The organism is Pantoea sp. BJ2 (assembly GCF_040255075.1).
Classification (GTDB): Bacteria; Pseudomonadota; Gammaproteobacteria; order Enterobacterales; family Enterobacteriaceae; genus Pantoea; species Pantoea leporis.
The window spans coordinates 3655051-3670748 of sequence record NZ_CP158292.1; the positions used below are offsets into that span (position 1 = coordinate 3655051).

12 protein-coding genes are annotated in these 15698 nt (G+C 51.6%); 5 read left to right on the plus strand and 7 right to left on the minus strand.

What is annotated here, in order from left to right:
- Nucleotides 1–336: 336 nt before the first annotated feature.
- Entirely contained in the window at nucleotides 337–1146 is an 810-nt protein-coding gene (locus AAF463_RS16835; RefSeq protein ID WP_101762925.1) for a 5'-nucleotidase, lipoprotein e(P4) family, read from the minus strand.
- A 109-nt stretch (nucleotides 1147–1255) separates the two neighbouring features.
- On the opposite strand from AAF463_RS16835, the gene AAF463_RS16840 reads away from it, so the two are divergent.
- Nucleotides 1256–1975: a polyphenol oxidase family protein gene (locus AAF463_RS16840; protein ID WP_101762924.1), complete on the plus strand. Its 720-nt coding sequence runs from the start codon at nucleotides 1256–1258 to the stop codon at nucleotides 1973–1975.
- A gap of 30 nt (nucleotides 1976–2005) precedes the next feature.
- Here the strand turns inward: AAF463_RS16840 and AAF463_RS16845 are convergent, their stop codons facing one another.
- From AAF463_RS16845 to AAF463_RS16860, 4 genes are all read right to left on the minus strand, one after another.
- Nucleotides 2006–3325 carry a gluconate:H+ symporter gene (locus AAF463_RS16845; RefSeq protein WP_008103467.1) on the minus strand — a complete coding sequence of 440 codons (1320 nt, stop codon included), beginning with the start codon at nucleotides 3323–3325 and terminating at the stop codon, nucleotides 2006–2008.
- Nucleotides 3326–3403: 78 nt separating this feature from the next.
- Nucleotides 3404–4168: a gluconate 5-dehydrogenase gene (idnO, locus tag AAF463_RS16850; RefSeq protein WP_137386569.1), complete on the minus strand. Its 765-nt coding sequence runs from the start codon at nucleotides 4166–4168 to the stop codon at nucleotides 3404–3406.
- A 9-nt stretch (nucleotides 4169–4177) separates the two neighbouring features.
- A complete protein-coding gene (gene idnD, locus AAF463_RS16855; RefSeq protein ID WP_350261165.1) occupies nucleotides 4178–5209 on the minus strand; it encodes an L-idonate 5-dehydrogenase in 1032 nt (343 codons plus the stop codon).
- Nucleotides 5210–5379: 170 nt separating this feature from the next.
- Complete coding sequence (locus tag AAF463_RS16860; protein ID WP_233501773.1) at nucleotides 5380–6027, minus strand: response regulator transcription factor; 648 nt, start codon at nucleotides 6025–6027, stop codon at nucleotides 5380–5382.
- A 535-nt stretch (nucleotides 6028–6562) separates the two neighbouring features.
- On the opposite strand from AAF463_RS16860, the gene AAF463_RS16865 reads away from it, so the two are divergent.
- Nucleotides 6563–8566 (plus strand): PAS domain-containing protein, encoded by a 2004-nt coding sequence (locus tag AAF463_RS16865; RefSeq protein ID WP_350261166.1) that lies wholly within the window; start codon nucleotides 6563–6565, stop codon nucleotides 8564–8566.
- 175 nt (nucleotides 8567–8741) lie between these two features.
- Here AAF463_RS16865 and AAF463_RS16870 read toward each other — a convergent pair whose 3' ends face one another.
- A complete protein-coding gene (locus AAF463_RS16870; protein ID WP_350261167.1) occupies nucleotides 8742–9764 on the minus strand; it encodes an IS110 family transposase in 1023 nt (340 codons plus the stop codon).
- 68 nt (nucleotides 9765–9832) lie between these two features.
- Between AAF463_RS16870 and AAF463_RS16875 the strand changes: the two genes are divergently transcribed.
- The 3 genes from AAF463_RS16875 (at nucleotide 9833) to AAF463_RS16885 (ending at nucleotide 14552) form a co-directional block, all read left to right on the plus strand.
- Nucleotides 9833–11503: an ATP-binding protein gene (locus tag AAF463_RS16875; protein ID WP_350261168.1), complete on the plus strand. Its 1671-nt coding sequence runs from the start codon at nucleotides 9833–9835 to the stop codon at nucleotides 11501–11503.
- 99 nt (nucleotides 11504–11602) lie between these two features.
- Entirely contained in the window at nucleotides 11603–12226 is a 624-nt protein-coding gene (locus AAF463_RS16880) for a response regulator transcription factor (RefSeq protein WP_101762919.1), read from the plus strand.
- Nucleotides 12227–12548: 322 nt separating this feature from the next.
- Complete coding sequence (locus AAF463_RS16885; protein ID WP_350261169.1) at nucleotides 12549–14552, plus strand: NADPH-dependent 2,4-dienoyl-CoA reductase; 2004 nt, start codon at nucleotides 12549–12551, stop codon at nucleotides 14550–14552.
- Here AAF463_RS16885 and rlmG read toward each other — a convergent pair whose 3' ends face one another.
- Nucleotides 14553–15671: a 23S rRNA (guanine(1835)-N(2))-methyltransferase RlmG gene (rlmG, locus tag AAF463_RS16890; RefSeq protein ID WP_350261170.1), complete on the minus strand. Its 1119-nt coding sequence runs from the start codon at nucleotides 15669–15671 to the stop codon at nucleotides 14553–14555.
- Nucleotides 15672–15698: the final 27 nt, after the last annotated feature.

A 15698-nucleotide genomic window follows, 5' to 3' on the forward strand; every position in this document is an offset into this window, starting at 1 on the left:
AAAAGCATTATTAACAATTAAATAAGAGCGATTTTAAATGTGATATTTTCGGTGCAATTACAAAACAATACACGCAAAAATTATATGCCATTTTAGCGACGCTATAATTTAATCCTTATGAGCTGGGAGAATTCCTAATTAAAAAATTTATGATTAGTGCGATTCACTGCCATTCAGCAAATAAGACGAGATATTTCGCTATTCAGTTGCCATGAATTTAGTAAGAGATCAGGAAAACAGTGAGGGGAATAATAGTTACGGAGTTATGTAAATATTGATGGACCTGAAAAGGACATGAATGCGCCTGCCTAAGCAGACGCTATTTTACCTGACGAATTATTTACCGTTCCACGCTTTCATACGCGCTTCACGCACCTGCAGTTGCTGCTCAGGCGTGAGTTTGTTGTAGTTTTCCGCCATGCCACTTTCCCAGTCGCCATACAGCGGGTTCGGTAACACGATAAATTGGGTGCCAAAACGCTGATGATTAAGGCTAACGAACTGCTGACGCTGCGCATTTCCCTGATGCCAGGTTGAACCGCCAAAGTCATTCAGGTTGTCGCCCACATACAGCACCACGTTGTAACCGGCATTCTTAACCGCGTCGAAGCGCTCTTGCTTGTTAGAATTACCGGTACTCAAGCGCACCGTCTTCTCGCTCACGCCGCTGAAGCCCAGCTTATTCAGGTTCTCAACCGTTGCGGCAAAATCTTTTTGGTCGCGGTTGGAGATATAGAACATAGTGCCGCCGTGGCTGTTGACGTAGTTGGCAAACTCCACTGCGCCCGGAACGGCCGTTGCCTGACGCGCCTGCGTCCACGCTGACCAGGTTTTACCCGAGAAGGGCTGGCCGTTTTTCGCCTGCCACGCGCTGTAGGCGCTGTTATCAATCATCGTTTCATCTAAATCGACGATAACCGCTTTCGGTTTACCCGCCAGCGATGGCGCCTGATCGAAGGCCATGCGCGCGCTGTTAAATGCCTGCCAACTCAATGCCTGATATTCGCCGGATTGCTGGAACCAATTTACTGCCAGCACCGATTGCTGGCCGAGCTGCTGCTGAGCCTGCTGTTTAGAAGGCTGCGCACAACCGGTTAATGCCAGCGCCATTAAGCCGGATGCCGCCAGCAAGGTGGTTTTCTTCATCATTTCATCCTTAAGTGATTAGGGTCAGTTTTTGTAAAGCTTTAAAAATGTAGCAGCTAACGTAAGCTGTGAGCAGCAGAAAACAGCGGTTTGGTGAGAGGAGACACTTATGGTACAGCACCCCCACAGCGGTCCACGATCAAGACTATTGGATGACTTTTCCTGGCTGGAATACGCCTTTCAGCCGGCTGGCCAGCCCGTTCCGGCAGAGGCGGCTTATGGTCAACAGCGTCACAGCGCCAATGTGTTGCTGGCAAGCCAAAACATCCCGCCTAAACGTTGCGAATCGGATGGCTTGATTGGCGAAGATCATCTGCCGGTCGCGGTGTATACCGCCGACTGTCTGCCGGTGTTATTTGCCGATCCGCAACAACAGCAGGTTGCGGCGGTGCACGCCGGATTAAAAGGCACGCTCGGTGGCGTATTGAACAACGCGATTGATCGTCTGCTGGAGCGCGGCGCCAGCCGTGAAACGCTGCGTGTGGTAATCGGTCCAGCGATCGGGCCGTGCTGCTATGAACTGGGTAACGATCTGGTGACACATATGCAGGATCGTCACGATCTTCCGCCGTTACCCTACTCCACCCAGCAGCCGCACAACGCACAAGCGATCCGTCCGCAGGCGCGGGCCCAGCAGGATGGAATCTGGTTTGATCTGCCTAACCTGGCGCGAGGCTTGTTGTTACAGCGGGGAGTGGTGGCGGAACATATTGAAGTGCTGAACGTCTGTACCTACTGCATGGCGGAAGCGGGTTCCAGCTATCGCTACAACACCCATTTTGACAGCGGCTATCAGTCACGTTTCTCGTGGATCCGCACGCGCGGTTAAGAGCTTCACGTCCTTGTGAAGCTTTATCGATCAGTGAATTATGGCATTGAGCGCCAACACGCCGGCTAAACCGAGAATCGAGATTAACGTTTCCATCACCGTCCAGGTTTTCAGGGTTTCCACCACGCTCAGGTTGAAGTAGCCCTTAAATAGCCAGAAGCCGGGATCGTTCACGTGTGAAGCGATCACGCTGCCGGAACCCACCGCCAGTACCATCAAGGCCGGATCGGCATGCGTGGCCGCGATAATTGGCGTCACAATACCGGCGGTGGTGATCGCCGCCACCGTGGCTGAACCCAGCGCCACGCGCAGCATTGCCGCAACCGTCCAGCACATCAGCAGCGGTGACAGTGACGATCCCTTCATCATATCGGCGATGTAGTTACCTACGCCGCTATCCACCAGCACCTGTTTAAATGCACCGCCGCCCGCGATGATAAAGATGATCATGGCGATGGCGGCAATCGACTCGCCGCACATATCCATCACTTCTTCCATCTTACGGCCATTGCGCAGCCCCAACGTCAGCACCGCTATCACCACTGCGATAAACAGCGCCACTGCCGGATTACCGATGAATTCGAAGAACTGACGCAGCGCGTTCTCTTTCGGCGTGGTCAACTCGAAGACGGCGGCAATCGCCATCAGCACCACCGGAATCACTGCGGCAAAAATACTGATGCCGAAGCCAGGCATCTCCTCTTCCGTGAAGATTTTTGGGTTGTAGAGCCCTTCCGGCGGTGACTTCTCAAAGCTTTTAAGGAACTTCGAGAAAACCGGTCCGGCAATAATCACCGTTGGAATGGTGATGATCATGCCGTAGAGCAACGTGGTACCGAGATTGGCGCCAAAGATAGTGGCAATCGCCGTTGGGCCAGGATGCGGCGGCAGGAAGCAGTGAGTGACCGAGAGCGCGGCGACCATCGGCACGCCGACGTACAGCAGCGGCAAACCGGCAGCCGCCACAATAGTGAACACCAGCGGCAGCAACAGTACGAAGCCAACTTCATAGAACATCGCCAGGCCGACGATCAGTCCGGTCACCACCAGCGCCCATTGCAGCCGCTCTTTACCAAAAGCGGCGATCAGCGTGGTAGCAACACGTTGTGCGGCACCGGTATCGGAAACCAGCCGCCCGAGCATGGCGCCGAAGCCGAGGATCATGGCTAATCCGCCCAGCGTCGAGCCGATACCTTTCTGGATCGAGGCCATAACATTCAGTGGCGTCATGCCTTCGGCAATACCGACCACCGCCGAGACAAATACCAAGGCAATGAAGCCATTGACCTTAAATACAATCATCAACACCAGCAGCAGTATCACACCCAGCACAATGATGGTTATTGGCATTTTTATTATCCTTAGGAATACAGAGGGGTGATTAAGGTTTAGGCGCGGCCTGATGATAATGCCAGCCGCGCCCGGTCATCACACGGCGACGCGCATGCCACCGTCAACGAACAGCAGATGCCCGTTAACGAAGTTCGACGCACCGGAAGCAAGGAACACTGCCGCGCCAATCAGCTCTTCCGGTTTGCCCCAGCGAGCGGCTGGCGTGCGCTTGGTTAGCCAGCCGGTAAAGGCAGGATCGTCAGCCAGCGCCTGAGTCATCTCCGTGACGAAATAGCCCGGCGCAATGGCGTTCACCTGAATATTGTGACGCGCCAACTCCACGCACATGCCGCGCGTCAGCATAGTCACCGCGCCTTTGGAGGCCGCGTAAGGCGTGATGGTGTCGCGCCCTAATTCGCTCTGCATCGAACCGATATTGATGATTTTACCCTGCTGACGCTCGACCATTTTTTTCGCCACAGTTTGCGAAACCAGGAATACGGCGGTCTGGTTGACCGCGATAACGTCATTCCAGTCCTGCTCCGGGAATTCAAGGAACGGCCGACGACGCTGGATGCCAGCATTATTCACCAGCACATCAATCGCGCCCCACTCCGCTTCGATCTCATCTACCGCCTGTTTCACCTGCGCCGATTGCGTGACATCAAACGCTTTGGCGTGCGCGCGTAAGCCCAACTCACGCAGCTGCGCCGCGCCCTTCTCTGCGCCTTCGTGCGTGGTGGCGTTGACGATCACTTCAGCACCGGCTTCCGCCAGGCCGCGCGCCAGCAGATATCCAATGCCGCGCGCCGAACCGGTCAGCAGCACACGCTTGCCTTCGAGGGAAAATAACTGGCTCATCACTGCTCCTTAAAAGGTTAACTGGATTTTAGCGGCACGGGTTTTATCGCCGGCAAACTGCAGCGCGGCATCGATATCCTGCAAGGCATACTCACCGCTGAACAGCGGCAACGGGTTTACCACGCCGGTGGCCAGCCATTCGACGGCGGTGTTGAATTCATGAGTAAAGCGGAAGGAACCAACCAGATTAATCTCTTTGGCAATCAGCGCCATGATCGGGAAATTGGGAATGGTGCCGCCCATGCCAACCTGCACCAGCGTACCTTTGGCGCACACCACATCGAGGCAGCGCTGCAGCGAAGAAGGATGGCCGGAGGCTTCAAACGCCACATCGAAATAGCCTTTGTCGGCAAGATAGGGCGCAAAATCGCCATCGGCGGCATGAATCACCTCGCTTGCGCCCATCTGCAGCGCCATCTCCAGTGAACGCTCGCTGATATCGCTGCACACAATGGAGGCCGCGCCGCGCGCTTTGGCCGCCGCCGCAATCAGGCAGCCAATCGGACCCACGCCTGAGATAAACACGTGCTTGCCGGTGAGATCACCTGCCTGCTGCGTGGCGTGAATACACACCGCCAGCGGCTCAGCGAACACCATGACCGTTTCATCAGCATCCTGCGGGAACGGCACGCATTGCGCGCTATCCACCACTTTGTATTGGGTAAAACCGCCGTCAACGTGCGGCACATACATGGCGCTGCCGAAGAAGCGCATGGTGGTGCACTGGTTTTCCTGATCGCGCTGGCAATATTTGCACGCGCCGCAAGGCTTAGAGGGATTTACCGCGACTTTTTGTTGGGGTTTAAGTGCTGGATTGTCGCTCTCCACCACATAACCAATCACTTCGTGGCCCAGGATCATCGGCATTTTGATCTCAAAACTACCGACCTTGCCTTCCTGATAGTAATGCAGATCGGATCCACAAATGCCGCCACGCGTGATACGCACCAGCGTACCTTTGCCGTCCCATTTCACCTGCTGCTGCGCAACGCTGACTTGTTTTTTTCCAGTGATTACGCCGGATTGCGTTTCGATATTCATAACGTCCCCATAAGAGCTTTAGCAATGGGGGCCATCAGACCGGGTTATGCGGCTTAAAACTGTGATGAACATCACCTAAAAACATGTTACGGAAAGCTGTTACCTGGAACGTGAAGTCTGCGATGCCGAAGAGGAAACAGGCGGCCGTAAGTGGCCGCCTGTGAAGAGAATTAATAGCCTGACATCAGGTCGTGGCTGTATTTGAACAGCTCAGAATCCGAACGTAAACCGAGCTTTTTCAGCGCCGATTGTTTCTGCCCGCTCACGGTTTTACGACTGCGCTTAAACTTCACGGCAATTTGCGACACGCTCAAACCATCGAGAAAACAACGCACCACTTCAACTTCACGCGGGCTGAGGGTTTTCACCTTCTCATACATATTGCCTTTGCTGCTGAAATCGAGGCTGTCATCCAGCGACTCTTCGCTCATGACATAGAGATTTTCAACCTCGTAAGCGACTTCTTTAGACAAGAACAAACGGCCCTGCGCCACCTGACGAATCGCATGGGTAATTTCCTGCATATTGTGGCTTTTGCCAATAAAGCCCTTCACGCCTGCGCTTAGCACCATTTTGACGATGGCCGGACTCTCCATCGAAGAAGAGATCAGAATTTTTTGCTGGGGATGGTGATTACGCAGTTGCTTCACCAGCGCCAAACCATCCAGTTCACGTTCACCCAGCAGGAAATCCAGTACCAGCACATCGACTACGGTACTTCTCAGCTGATTAAATAATTCATTACTTGAAGCCCAGGTACCCACCAAATGAATATCGGGCTCATGTTTCAAACACAACTCGAAAACGGTACGGACCATGGGGTGATCATCAAGGACAGCCACACGCACTTGTTTATTGTGTGCATATACCATTTGTTTATTCCTTTATTACAGCATTAACTTTGTCCAATTCTGACTGTCACACCCGCTTCAATAAATAAATGGTGTCGATTACAACAGCTGTGAAAAAATAGCCTTCACAACATCAGAATTCTAAATCGATAGCGTCACCCTAATAGCGGTCATTTTTATATACCCCTTTTAGGTTTATATTTTTCCGTGATAGATTCTTACTTTCCTGCTCACGTAAAAGTGGGAAAAGTCTGACTTAACTCCTTAACAAGACCACATAAGAATTGTCTTGAAAGAAAAGGAGCAATCTAACCAACTGAATAAGCTAAGAAATGAACATCATATAGTGACATCGTCATCACCCTCTCTCTTTCGCTAAAAATCAAATATTTGAGAATGGTCGCAAAATTTCAACAGTAAAAGAATAGAACGAGCGAAAGATAATAATATCTTTATAATCCCTGGTCCTAATAGATATTAATGGATACCTTAAGAAGGCAGCGTGCTAATTAATCTTAATACTTTTCGCTTGTTGGCATTATTTTTTCTGGCTTTAGTTTCATGTTCATTAATAGCATCAGAGAAAAAACTGCAATTACTGGCGCGATATGATGTAGCTCAACCTGCTTTACAACTGGCTGAACCAATCTCTTCGGAGTTTCGTCATCACGTTCTCAAAGTTGCTGTCGCTGGGCAACCACAACCGCCCCTTTTTATGGATATAGATACGCGACGATTCGAAGGCGTGAGTGCGGATTATCTCTCTCTGATTCAGAATATGCTGGATACCACAATAGAAATCCATTATTACGCCAGCCATAGCGCGGCCCAGGAAGCGGTAACCAGCGGAGAAATGCAACTATTAGCGATCTATGTGGAACCCCCCTCAGTATCAAAGCCGCAAACCTTGATCGCCAGCGACCCCTGGATGCTGGATTATGCAGCGATCGGTTTTAAGTCTGGGCAGAACGCTCCATTAAAAATTGATGAACCCAATCGCATGGCCTGGTCTGGTTCAGCGTTGATGCGTGCACATTTAGAAGAGACTTTTAAGAGCGACCTTTTAGTTCGCTTTCCTGGTTACTACGATGCTGTCGCAGCAACAGTATTTGGCCAAACAGAGCGTGTATGGGGCAATGCCGCCACACTTACGCACCTTAATCGCTTCATGTTCGCAAATGCGCTGGATATAACCAAAGATGACCACGCTATTCCAATGAATTTCAGCTTTGGCATTAGCCCGCGTTATCCACAACTTGCCGAAGCGATTAATTTTGCCTTAACACAAATTCCTCTCTCTATTCGCATGCAGATAGCGAAGCGCTGGCAACTGGATACGTACCATGTGCTGCAGCGTAATCCGCTTGCACTCAAGCATGAAGAGGAGAAATGGCTACAGGCACACCCGCGTATTAACACCGCACTACCGCAAACCCTCGCTCCACTCAGCAGTCGCAACGGAAGCATGCCGTTTCGCGGCATGATCATTGATGTTTTAGATCTGATAGCCAACCAAAGTGGCATTACATTTAATTCAGAAGTTCAGGAAGAAAGTGGACGTAACCAAACCGATAAGCATTTTCCACATCTGTATGCGCTTGAGATGCTTACCCCGGATATGCCACCTCAGTTAATAACCCGCCCATGGCTGGTTTCACACTGGGTCATTATTCGCCATAAACGCCCTCGGAATATTATGGCTCGGGATCCTTTTCCCTTTGGCTCGGCTCTCATGCTGAACAATCGGCAGATGAAGGATTGGATGCTTCTGCATTATCCCCATCTGAACCTCGCCTATATCAACGATCCTTTGCAGGCCTTGCGTGAATTGCAGGCGCATGAAATCGATGCGGTAGTGCTGCCAAAGATTTTTGTGGATTATCTGCTCCACAACCATTATGCAGATGACCTGATTATTGAAACCACGTTGGGTGCAGACCCGGCACGTTTTGTCATGCGTGTTGAACCCGGTAATGAAACGCTGATTAGCATTCTCAATAAAGCCTTGATCGCGATTCCTCCCGAAACCATGTTCAAGTTGCTGGCACATTGGCGTCAGTCAGAGATGCCGTTCCTCAGCGCTTCATGGCAGAGTTACAAACAAGTTATCTTGCTGATCGTGTCGGTCTCGGCCGGATTGATAGCCCTTATTTTGCTGTGGAACCGTCATCTGCGGAAGGTTATTCAGCAGCGTATTCAGGCTGAAAATGCATTGAAAAATCAGCTCAATTTCACCCATACACTCTTCAATGACTCGCCCGTTGCCATGTATATCCGCGATAAACAAACCCGATTAGTGGATTGCAACAATGCCTACCTACGTTTTATGGATTTCCAGCGAGAAGATGTCATCGGTAAACGACTGTCGGACGTTCTCACTGGCAATAACGCCAGTATTCACAGTATTGAAGATGGCTATCAAAAAACCTTACTGGATGGCGAAGCCGTCATGCGCGATATACATCTATGGACTACCTCTGTTTTGCAAGCACTGGGTCAGGTTTAGGTTGTTGCTAACATCTATCCGGCATCAGGAATATGCCTGTGCCCAAATGGGAAATCCGCACACAGTCGCCTCAACACTTGGACGGTCTCAGGGACCAGTATAAAAATCAGGTTCCGACTGTGCAGGTGCAACCTGTTACCATTTTCAGTACGCTGCAACTTTCATCAGGTAAGCCTTAATTCAATGCGGGTTGATATTCAGTTTCATGCCGTAGGATCGACCAGATAATCCGGGCGTTTTTGTTTGCCACCGCGACAGTAGTCTTATTGAAACCCCGTCGTTCTTTTAACTGATTAACCCATTGGTTTAGAGAACCATCATTGTTATTTGTTGCTACCCGGACAACTGCGCGGGCTCCGTGAATTAAAAGTGTTCTTAAATGTTTATCGCCTTTCTTAGTGATGTTCATCAGCACCTGTCTGTCTCCGCTCGAATGCTGCCGCGGGACAAGTCCAAGCCATGCCGCAAAATGACGGCCGTTTTTAAATTCCTGACCATTACCGATCGCAGCAACAACAGCTGTAGCCGTTTTCGGGCCGATCCCTTTAACTTTGGCTATGCGCTGACATTCTGCTGATTGCCTGAACACAGTTTCGATCTCCTTATCAAAAAAATTGATCCGTTTCTCAAGATCTATGAAAAGCTCATAAAGTTCAGCAATTGTCTTTCGCATTCTTATGCTTAATCCATTTTCACCATCTTCAAGTATTAATGGAACAGCACGGCGGGCTCTGGACATCGCCGTACCAATTGAGATGCCGCGATCAAGTAAAAGCCCTCGTATCTGGCAGATTGTTGCAGTACGGTGATTAACTATACGTTGTCTGGCCCGATGTAACGCCTGTATATCCTGCTGTTCCGGGCTTTTCGGGGGGACAAATTGCATTGTTGGTTGCATCAGTGCCACCGCGATTGCCTGTGCATCATTGCCATCGTTTTTTTGTCCGCGAATAAAAGGCTTAACATACTGGGGACTGATGATTTTCACTTTATGACCCAGTTTTTCAAATTCCCTTTGCCAGTAAAATGCTCCCGTACATGCTTCAATACCAATCAGGCAGGCGGGTATATTGACCAGCGTCTGAAGTAAAATTTTTCGCTCAACACGCCGGGTATAAACCGGCTTGCCTGCCTGATTCAGTCCGCAAAGTTGGAAAACATTTTTTGCCAGGTCGATGCCCATAAATGCGATGTTCATAGTCACACTCCTGCTGGATGAATTATGTTCAGTTAAGCGCAGAGGGAAGAGGTAGTCCATCCCATTACATGGATTTTGAACAGCGGACATTCCAGCTTTATCACTGGATACTGCCGTTTCGCGATCGGCACGGTGATGTCGCAGGTGTTATTGGGGGCTGGCTGGATGTCACTGAACGCAATGCGCTGCTGCAGGAGTTACAACTCGCCAAAGATGTGGCTGATAAAGCCAACCGCTCCAAAAGTGAATTTCTTGCCAGCATGAGCCATGAAATCCGCACGCCACTGCATGCCATGATTGGCTTACTGGAGCTCGAAACTCGCTTGCAACCGGCTGATTCACTCTCAGAGAACATCCGGGTTGCGTACCATTCGGCACGCGCGTTGCTGTCATTGATTGGCGATATTCTCGATTTGTCGAAAATCGAGTCCGGCCTTTATCAACCAACGTTAGAAACGGTCTACCTTCCTGATGTTCTCGATCAAGCGGTTACGCTATTTCGTAATAAAGCAGAGATTAAGGGACTTGAACTGCGGGTAGAGATGGATATTGCTGCTTACTGGGTGAAGACAGACCCATTGATGCTGAATCAAATTCTCTCCAACCTATTGAGCAACGCCATTAAGTTTTCCGATTACGGTACTGTCACTGTCGTGCTCATGCAGGGCATTGCGCAGGAGGAGGACGGTTGTGAATTCGTGATCGAAGTTAGCGATCAAGGTTGTGGCATGACGGAGGACCAACAGCACGCCATCTTCGAACCTTTTGTGCAGGTGGGCGATCGTCAGCAGCAGCAAATTGGCACCGGATTAGGATTAAGCATTTGTCGTAATCTGGCGCATCTACTGGATGGTGAGCTGATTGTGGAAAGTGCGCCAGGGGAAGGCGCGGTGTTCTCTTTTTATTTCCGTGCCTTGCCCGGTGAACCGCAGGATCAAACACAGCCTCATTTGTCGCAGCCGCTGATCTCCGACAAGCTCTCCGTGATGATCATCGATGATCACGCACCCAACCGATTACTGCTTGGGAAACAGCTTGAACTGGCCGGCCATCAAGTCATGGTGAGTGAAAGTGCGGCAGAAGCACTGACGTTATGGCAGCAGGATCCATTACGTTTCGACCTCATCATCACAGACTGTAATATGCCGGGCATGAACGGCTTTGAGTTCGCTGAAGCGCTGCGTCTATACGAGCATGAGCATCAGTTAACACCGATCATGCTATTCGGCCTGACTGCATCGGCTGAGCAGCATATTATGCAACGCTGCCTTCAGGCGGGAATGAACGATTGTCTTTTCAAGCCGCTGGATTTAGAGAGCTTACTTGCTCAGGTTGCACGTTGTACCCGGCGCAGCGCCATAAAACCAGAAATCCAGGCCCCGCCGGCAGCAAGTATCTCCTCTTTCCCACAGCTGTTAACACAACTGGCCGAACAGGATAGTGAAGGTTGTCTGGTGTTACTCAACAGCATACGAACCAGCCACGATGAGTTGTTGGTATCACTTCAGCAAACCGATGATGTCAGCGCCCTGTCACAGCTGGGTCACAAATTAAAAGGAGGAGCAGCAATGCTAAATGCTCCAACCTTGACTGAACTGGGCCGCAAGTTGGAGAAACACCGCGAGGAAGCCCTCGATCCGCAAGTGTTAATTCAGCAGATTGTCGAGGAAATGAAACGTGTTAATGAGTCCTTGCAAGAATTTGAGAAACATCGCCTGAAAAAACATCAAGATTTATAGAATCATAATCTTATCGAGACATTTCTCGGTTCGCCCTATTAATCTGCCGGACATAATGGCCGTCAACGTCATCATTACGGTGCCGTTAAAGGGAGAGATATGTTTAATGCAAAAATTCTCATCGTTGATGAGCATCGTTTGGTTGCCGCCGGCGTGCAGGCTTTATTATTAATGAATGGCTTTAATTGTGTCACTACTGCGCACACAATTAACGATGGTATTGATGATATCATTCATCAACACATCGACATACTAATATTAGACCCTGACTTTAAAGAAAAAAATGGCATCGCATTTCTACGCGATATCGTCAAATCAAAGACGTGGATGAAAGTCATATTGATTAGTCGGGATAGCAACAACCATCTTTCAATACAGTCACTTAGCCAAGGCGCGAACGGGTTCGTGTCAACTTACGATCCCATTCAAACACTGATCGCCGCCATTGGCTGCGTTTCTAATAATGTGAATTATCTACCGGGCGACATTCTGGACAAACGTCAGCGTTATGCAAATGAGCAAGATATGCTTTCTCGCCTGACTGACCGTGAAAATTTAATTTTGCGACAGCTCGCACAGGGGAAGTCGAATAAAACCATCGCTTGCGAATTGGGATTAAATAATAAAACAATCAGCACTTATAAAACAAAGATATTCCAAAAACTTGAGTCAAAAAACCTGGTTGATATCATCGAACTTGCACGTCGCAATGGGGCTTGTTGAAAGAAAAATCAAGACTAGTCTTGCTGATTAATAACGTTATGGCGTGGCATGATATGCCTTGTCCTAACCCCGGACAGTTTTTAAAAAGATTGAGTTATAAAGGAATTAATAACCACAGAGCTAATTTATTAGCCCCTTCTTCATGCTATTACAGGGCGAGTAGGTTTCTTCCCGTGCCTGCCGAAAGAAGTCCGATACTTTCGTCTGCGACTTACCGCCCTGCTTTTTTTTGATACTTCTCACAGGCTGAACGCCACACACTTCCTTCCCTGCAAAATCCCGCTAGAGTTCACTCATCCGACCACTCTCTGAGTATGTGATTATGTCTGAGCATTATGCCCACCTGTTCGCCCCGCTGGATCTGGGTTTCACCCAGCTTAAAAATCGTTTTCTGATGGGTTCGATGCATACCGGACTGGAAGAACACGCCGAGGGCGCAGAGCGCCTGGCCGCTTTTTACGCTGAGCGCGCGCGTGAAGGCGTGGCGCTGATTGTCACTGGCGGTATCGCGCCCAATCCGCAAGGCGTGGTGGCACAAGGCGGAGCGATCCTCAACCAGGAAAGTCAGTGCAACTGGCACCGTATCATCACCGATGCGGTGCATGCAGAAGGCGGGAAAATCGCGCTGCAAATTCTGCATGCCGGGCGCTACAGCTATCAGCGTGACCTGGTTGCCCCATCGGCATTACAGGCGCCGATCAATCCTTTTACGCCACAAGCGCTCAGCGATGCGGATATTCAGCAAACCATTCAGGACTTCGCGCACTGCGCCAAACTGGCGCAACAGGCCGGCTATGACGGCGTGGAGATCATGGGCTCGGAAGGTTATCTGATTAACCAGTTTCTGGTGGCGCACACCAATCAGCGTGAGGATGACTGGGGCGGCGATGTGACGCGACGCCAGCGCTTTGCGTTAGCGGTGACGCAAGCGGTTCGTGATGCCGTCGGCAGCGACTTCATCATTATCTTCCGCCTGTCGATGCTCGATTTGGTCAATAACGGCAGCTCGCTGGAAGAGACGCTTTCACTGGCGCAAGCGTTGGAGCAGTGCGGCGTTACGCTGTTTAACAGCGGCATTGGCTGGCATGAAGCGCGCATTCCCACCATCGCCACCTGCGTGCCGCGTGCTGGTTTTGCCTGGGTCACGCAGCACCTGCGCGAGCGCGTATCGGTGCCGGTCATCGCCACCAATCGCATCAACCATCCCGATGTCGCTGAACAGCTTTTGCGTGATGGCATCGCTGATATGGTCTCGATGGCGCGCCCTTTCCTCGCCGATGCGGCTTTCGTCCGTAAAGCCGAAACCGGCCAACCCGAAGCCATCAACACCTGCATTGCCTGTAATCAGGCCTGCCTCGATCAAATCTTTGTTGGCAAAATCACCTCTTGTCTGGTGAATCCGCGCGCCTGCCACGAAACGCTGATGCCGGTGATCGCCACCAAGCAGCCGAAACAGCTGGCGGTGGCGGGCGCGGGGCCCGCGGGTATGGCGTTCGCGCTGCAGGCGGCGCAGCGCGGCCATCAGGTCACGCTTTACGAGGCCGATGCGCAAATTGGTGGGCAGTTTAATATCGCCCGACAGATTCCCGGCAAAGCTGAATTCAGTGAAACGCTGCGCTATTTCCGTTACCAACTTGCTGCCGCAGGCGTAACGATTAAAACGGAACATCGCGTCAGCGCTGACGAACTGGCAGCCGCTGACGAAGTGATCATCGCAACCGGTATCTTGCCGCGCCAGCTGACGATTCCTGGCATCGATCATCCCAGCGTACTGAGCTACCTTGATGTGATTCGCGATAAAAAACCGGTGGGAAAACGCGTGGCGATTATCGGCGCGGGCGGCATTGGTTTTGATACCGCCGAGTTTCTGCTGCATCAAACCAACCATGACGATTTCTACCAAAGCTGGGGCATCGATCGCAGCCTGCAGGCGCGAGGTGGTTTGATGGCACCACAGCCACAGCCCGCCGATCGGCAAATCTGGCTGCTGCAGCGCAAATCCGGCAAGCCGGGCGCAGGCTTAGCGAAAACCACCGGCTGGATCCACCGCGCCAGCTTGCAGGCGCACGGCGTGCAGATGTGGGGCGACGTCGAATATTTGCAGATTGATGATGCTGGATTACATCTGCGTCATCAGGGCGAAGCGATGACGCTGGCGGTGGATAACGTGGTGATTTGTGCCGGACAGGAACCGCTGCGCCTGCTGGCGGATCAGCTCAGCGCGCGTGGCAAATCCGTACGTGTGATTGGTGGTGCGGATGTGGCGCAGGAGCTGGATGCTCGCCGCGCCATCGCTCAGGCGACCGAACTGGCGCTGAGTGTGTAATTAGCGCAGTTTGACCGAACGCAGTACCACGAACTTGGCGTTGGACGCCACCAGCTCGCAGTTGCCAAACAGCTTTTTCATTTTGACGTGATAACCGAGGTGGCGGTTGCCGACGATGCGCAACTCGCCGCCATACTGCAGGCAGCGTTTCGCATCACGCAGCATTTGCCATGCCAGATGATCGGTCACCGCGTGCTGCTGATGGAATGGTGGATTGCACAGCACCGCGTGCAGGCGATCGGACGGGAAGCCACTCAGCACGTTGTTAACGCGGAACTGACAGCGCGCCATATCCTGCGGACGGTTCACTTCCACGTTCAGTTTGCTTGATGCCACCGCCATGTAGGATTCATCATAAAACAGCACGTCCGCGTTTGGGTTCTGTTCCAGTGCCAGCAAGCCAATCACGCCGTTGCCACAACCCAGGTCGAGAATCTCACCTTCAATGTCAAAAGGCAGATGCTGCATAAAGAAGCGTGCGCCCACATCCAGCGACGCGCGGGAAAACACGTTGGCGTGATTGTGGATCTGGTACTCAGAATCATCCAGCGGCCAAACGGTGGTGGCGGGCTGATCCGCTAATTGCGGCGCAGTGAAGCGGCTGTAAATCAGACGCGCTTTTTTCCACGCCAGCGAGGTTTTGCTCTCGCCGAGGATGCGCTCGAACAGTTGCAGCGTGGAGTTGTGAATATCTTTGGCCTTCGCCGCCGCCAGAATCAGCGTGTCCGGCATAACCACTTCGCGCAATGCACGCAGTTGATGCTCGAGCAGCGCCAGCGCTTTGGGGATTTTGATCATCACCACCGCCGGTGCGGCCGGCAATGGCGCCAGGCTATCGAGAAAATGCACCTGATCTTCATCCATCTCATTGAGTCGCAGGTTCTGTTTTGCCGCCTGTTCGCTCAGCAGCGAATCGCTGACGTGCCACACCGGACGTGCACCCAACCCGCAAGTCAGCGCGCCAAAGCTGTCGTTGAACACCAAAACCGGTCCCTCAGGCAGCGCTTGCTGCAACAGGTATTCATCGGCGGAATCCCACGCCTGTAGCGGGCTTTCCTCACGCATTGGCGGGAAGCGGTGCAGCGTCAGCGTGCGATTGGTCAGTTCAAGTTGGCTCATGGAATCTCCGGCGTGGTACACTTTGCG

Coding starts and splice junctions, on each gene's coding strand:
- AAF463_RS16835 (WP_101762925.1), bottom strand. CDS start 1,146: ATGAAGAAAACCACCTTGCTGGCGGCATCCGGCTTAATGGCGCTGGCA.
- AAF463_RS16840 (WP_101762924.1), top strand. CDS start 1,256: ATGGTACAGCACCCCCACAGCGGTCCACGATCAAGACTATTGGATGAC.
- AAF463_RS16845 (WP_008103467.1), bottom strand. CDS start 3,325: ATGCCAATAACCATCATTGTGCTGGGTGTGATACTGCTGCTGGTGTTG.
- idnO (WP_137386569.1), bottom strand. CDS start 4,168: ATGAGCCAGTTATTTTCCCTCGAAGGCAAGCGTGTGCTGCTGACCGGT.
- idnD (WP_350261165.1), bottom strand. CDS start 5,209: ATGAATATCGAAACGCAATCCGGCGTAATCACTGGAAAAAAACAAGTC.
- AAF463_RS16860 (WP_233501773.1), bottom strand. CDS start 6,027: ATGGTCCGTACCGTTTTCGAGTTGTGTTTGAAACATGAGCCCGATATT.
- AAF463_RS16870 (WP_350261167.1), bottom strand. CDS start 9,764: ATGAACATCGCATTTATGGGCATCGACCTGGCAAAAAATGTTTTCCAA.
- AAF463_RS16875 (WP_350261168.1), top strand. CDS start 9,833: ATGGATTTTGAACAGCGGACATTCCAGCTTTATCACTGGATACTGCCG.
- AAF463_RS16880 (WP_101762919.1), top strand. CDS start 11,603: ATGTTTAATGCAAAAATTCTCATCGTTGATGAGCATCGTTTGGTTGCC.
- AAF463_RS16885 (WP_350261169.1), top strand. CDS start 12,549: ATGTCTGAGCATTATGCCCACCTGTTCGCCCCGCTGGATCTGGGTTTC.
- rlmG (WP_350261170.1), bottom strand. CDS start 15,671: ATGAGCCAACTTGAACTGACCAATCGCACGCTGACGCTGCACCGCTTC.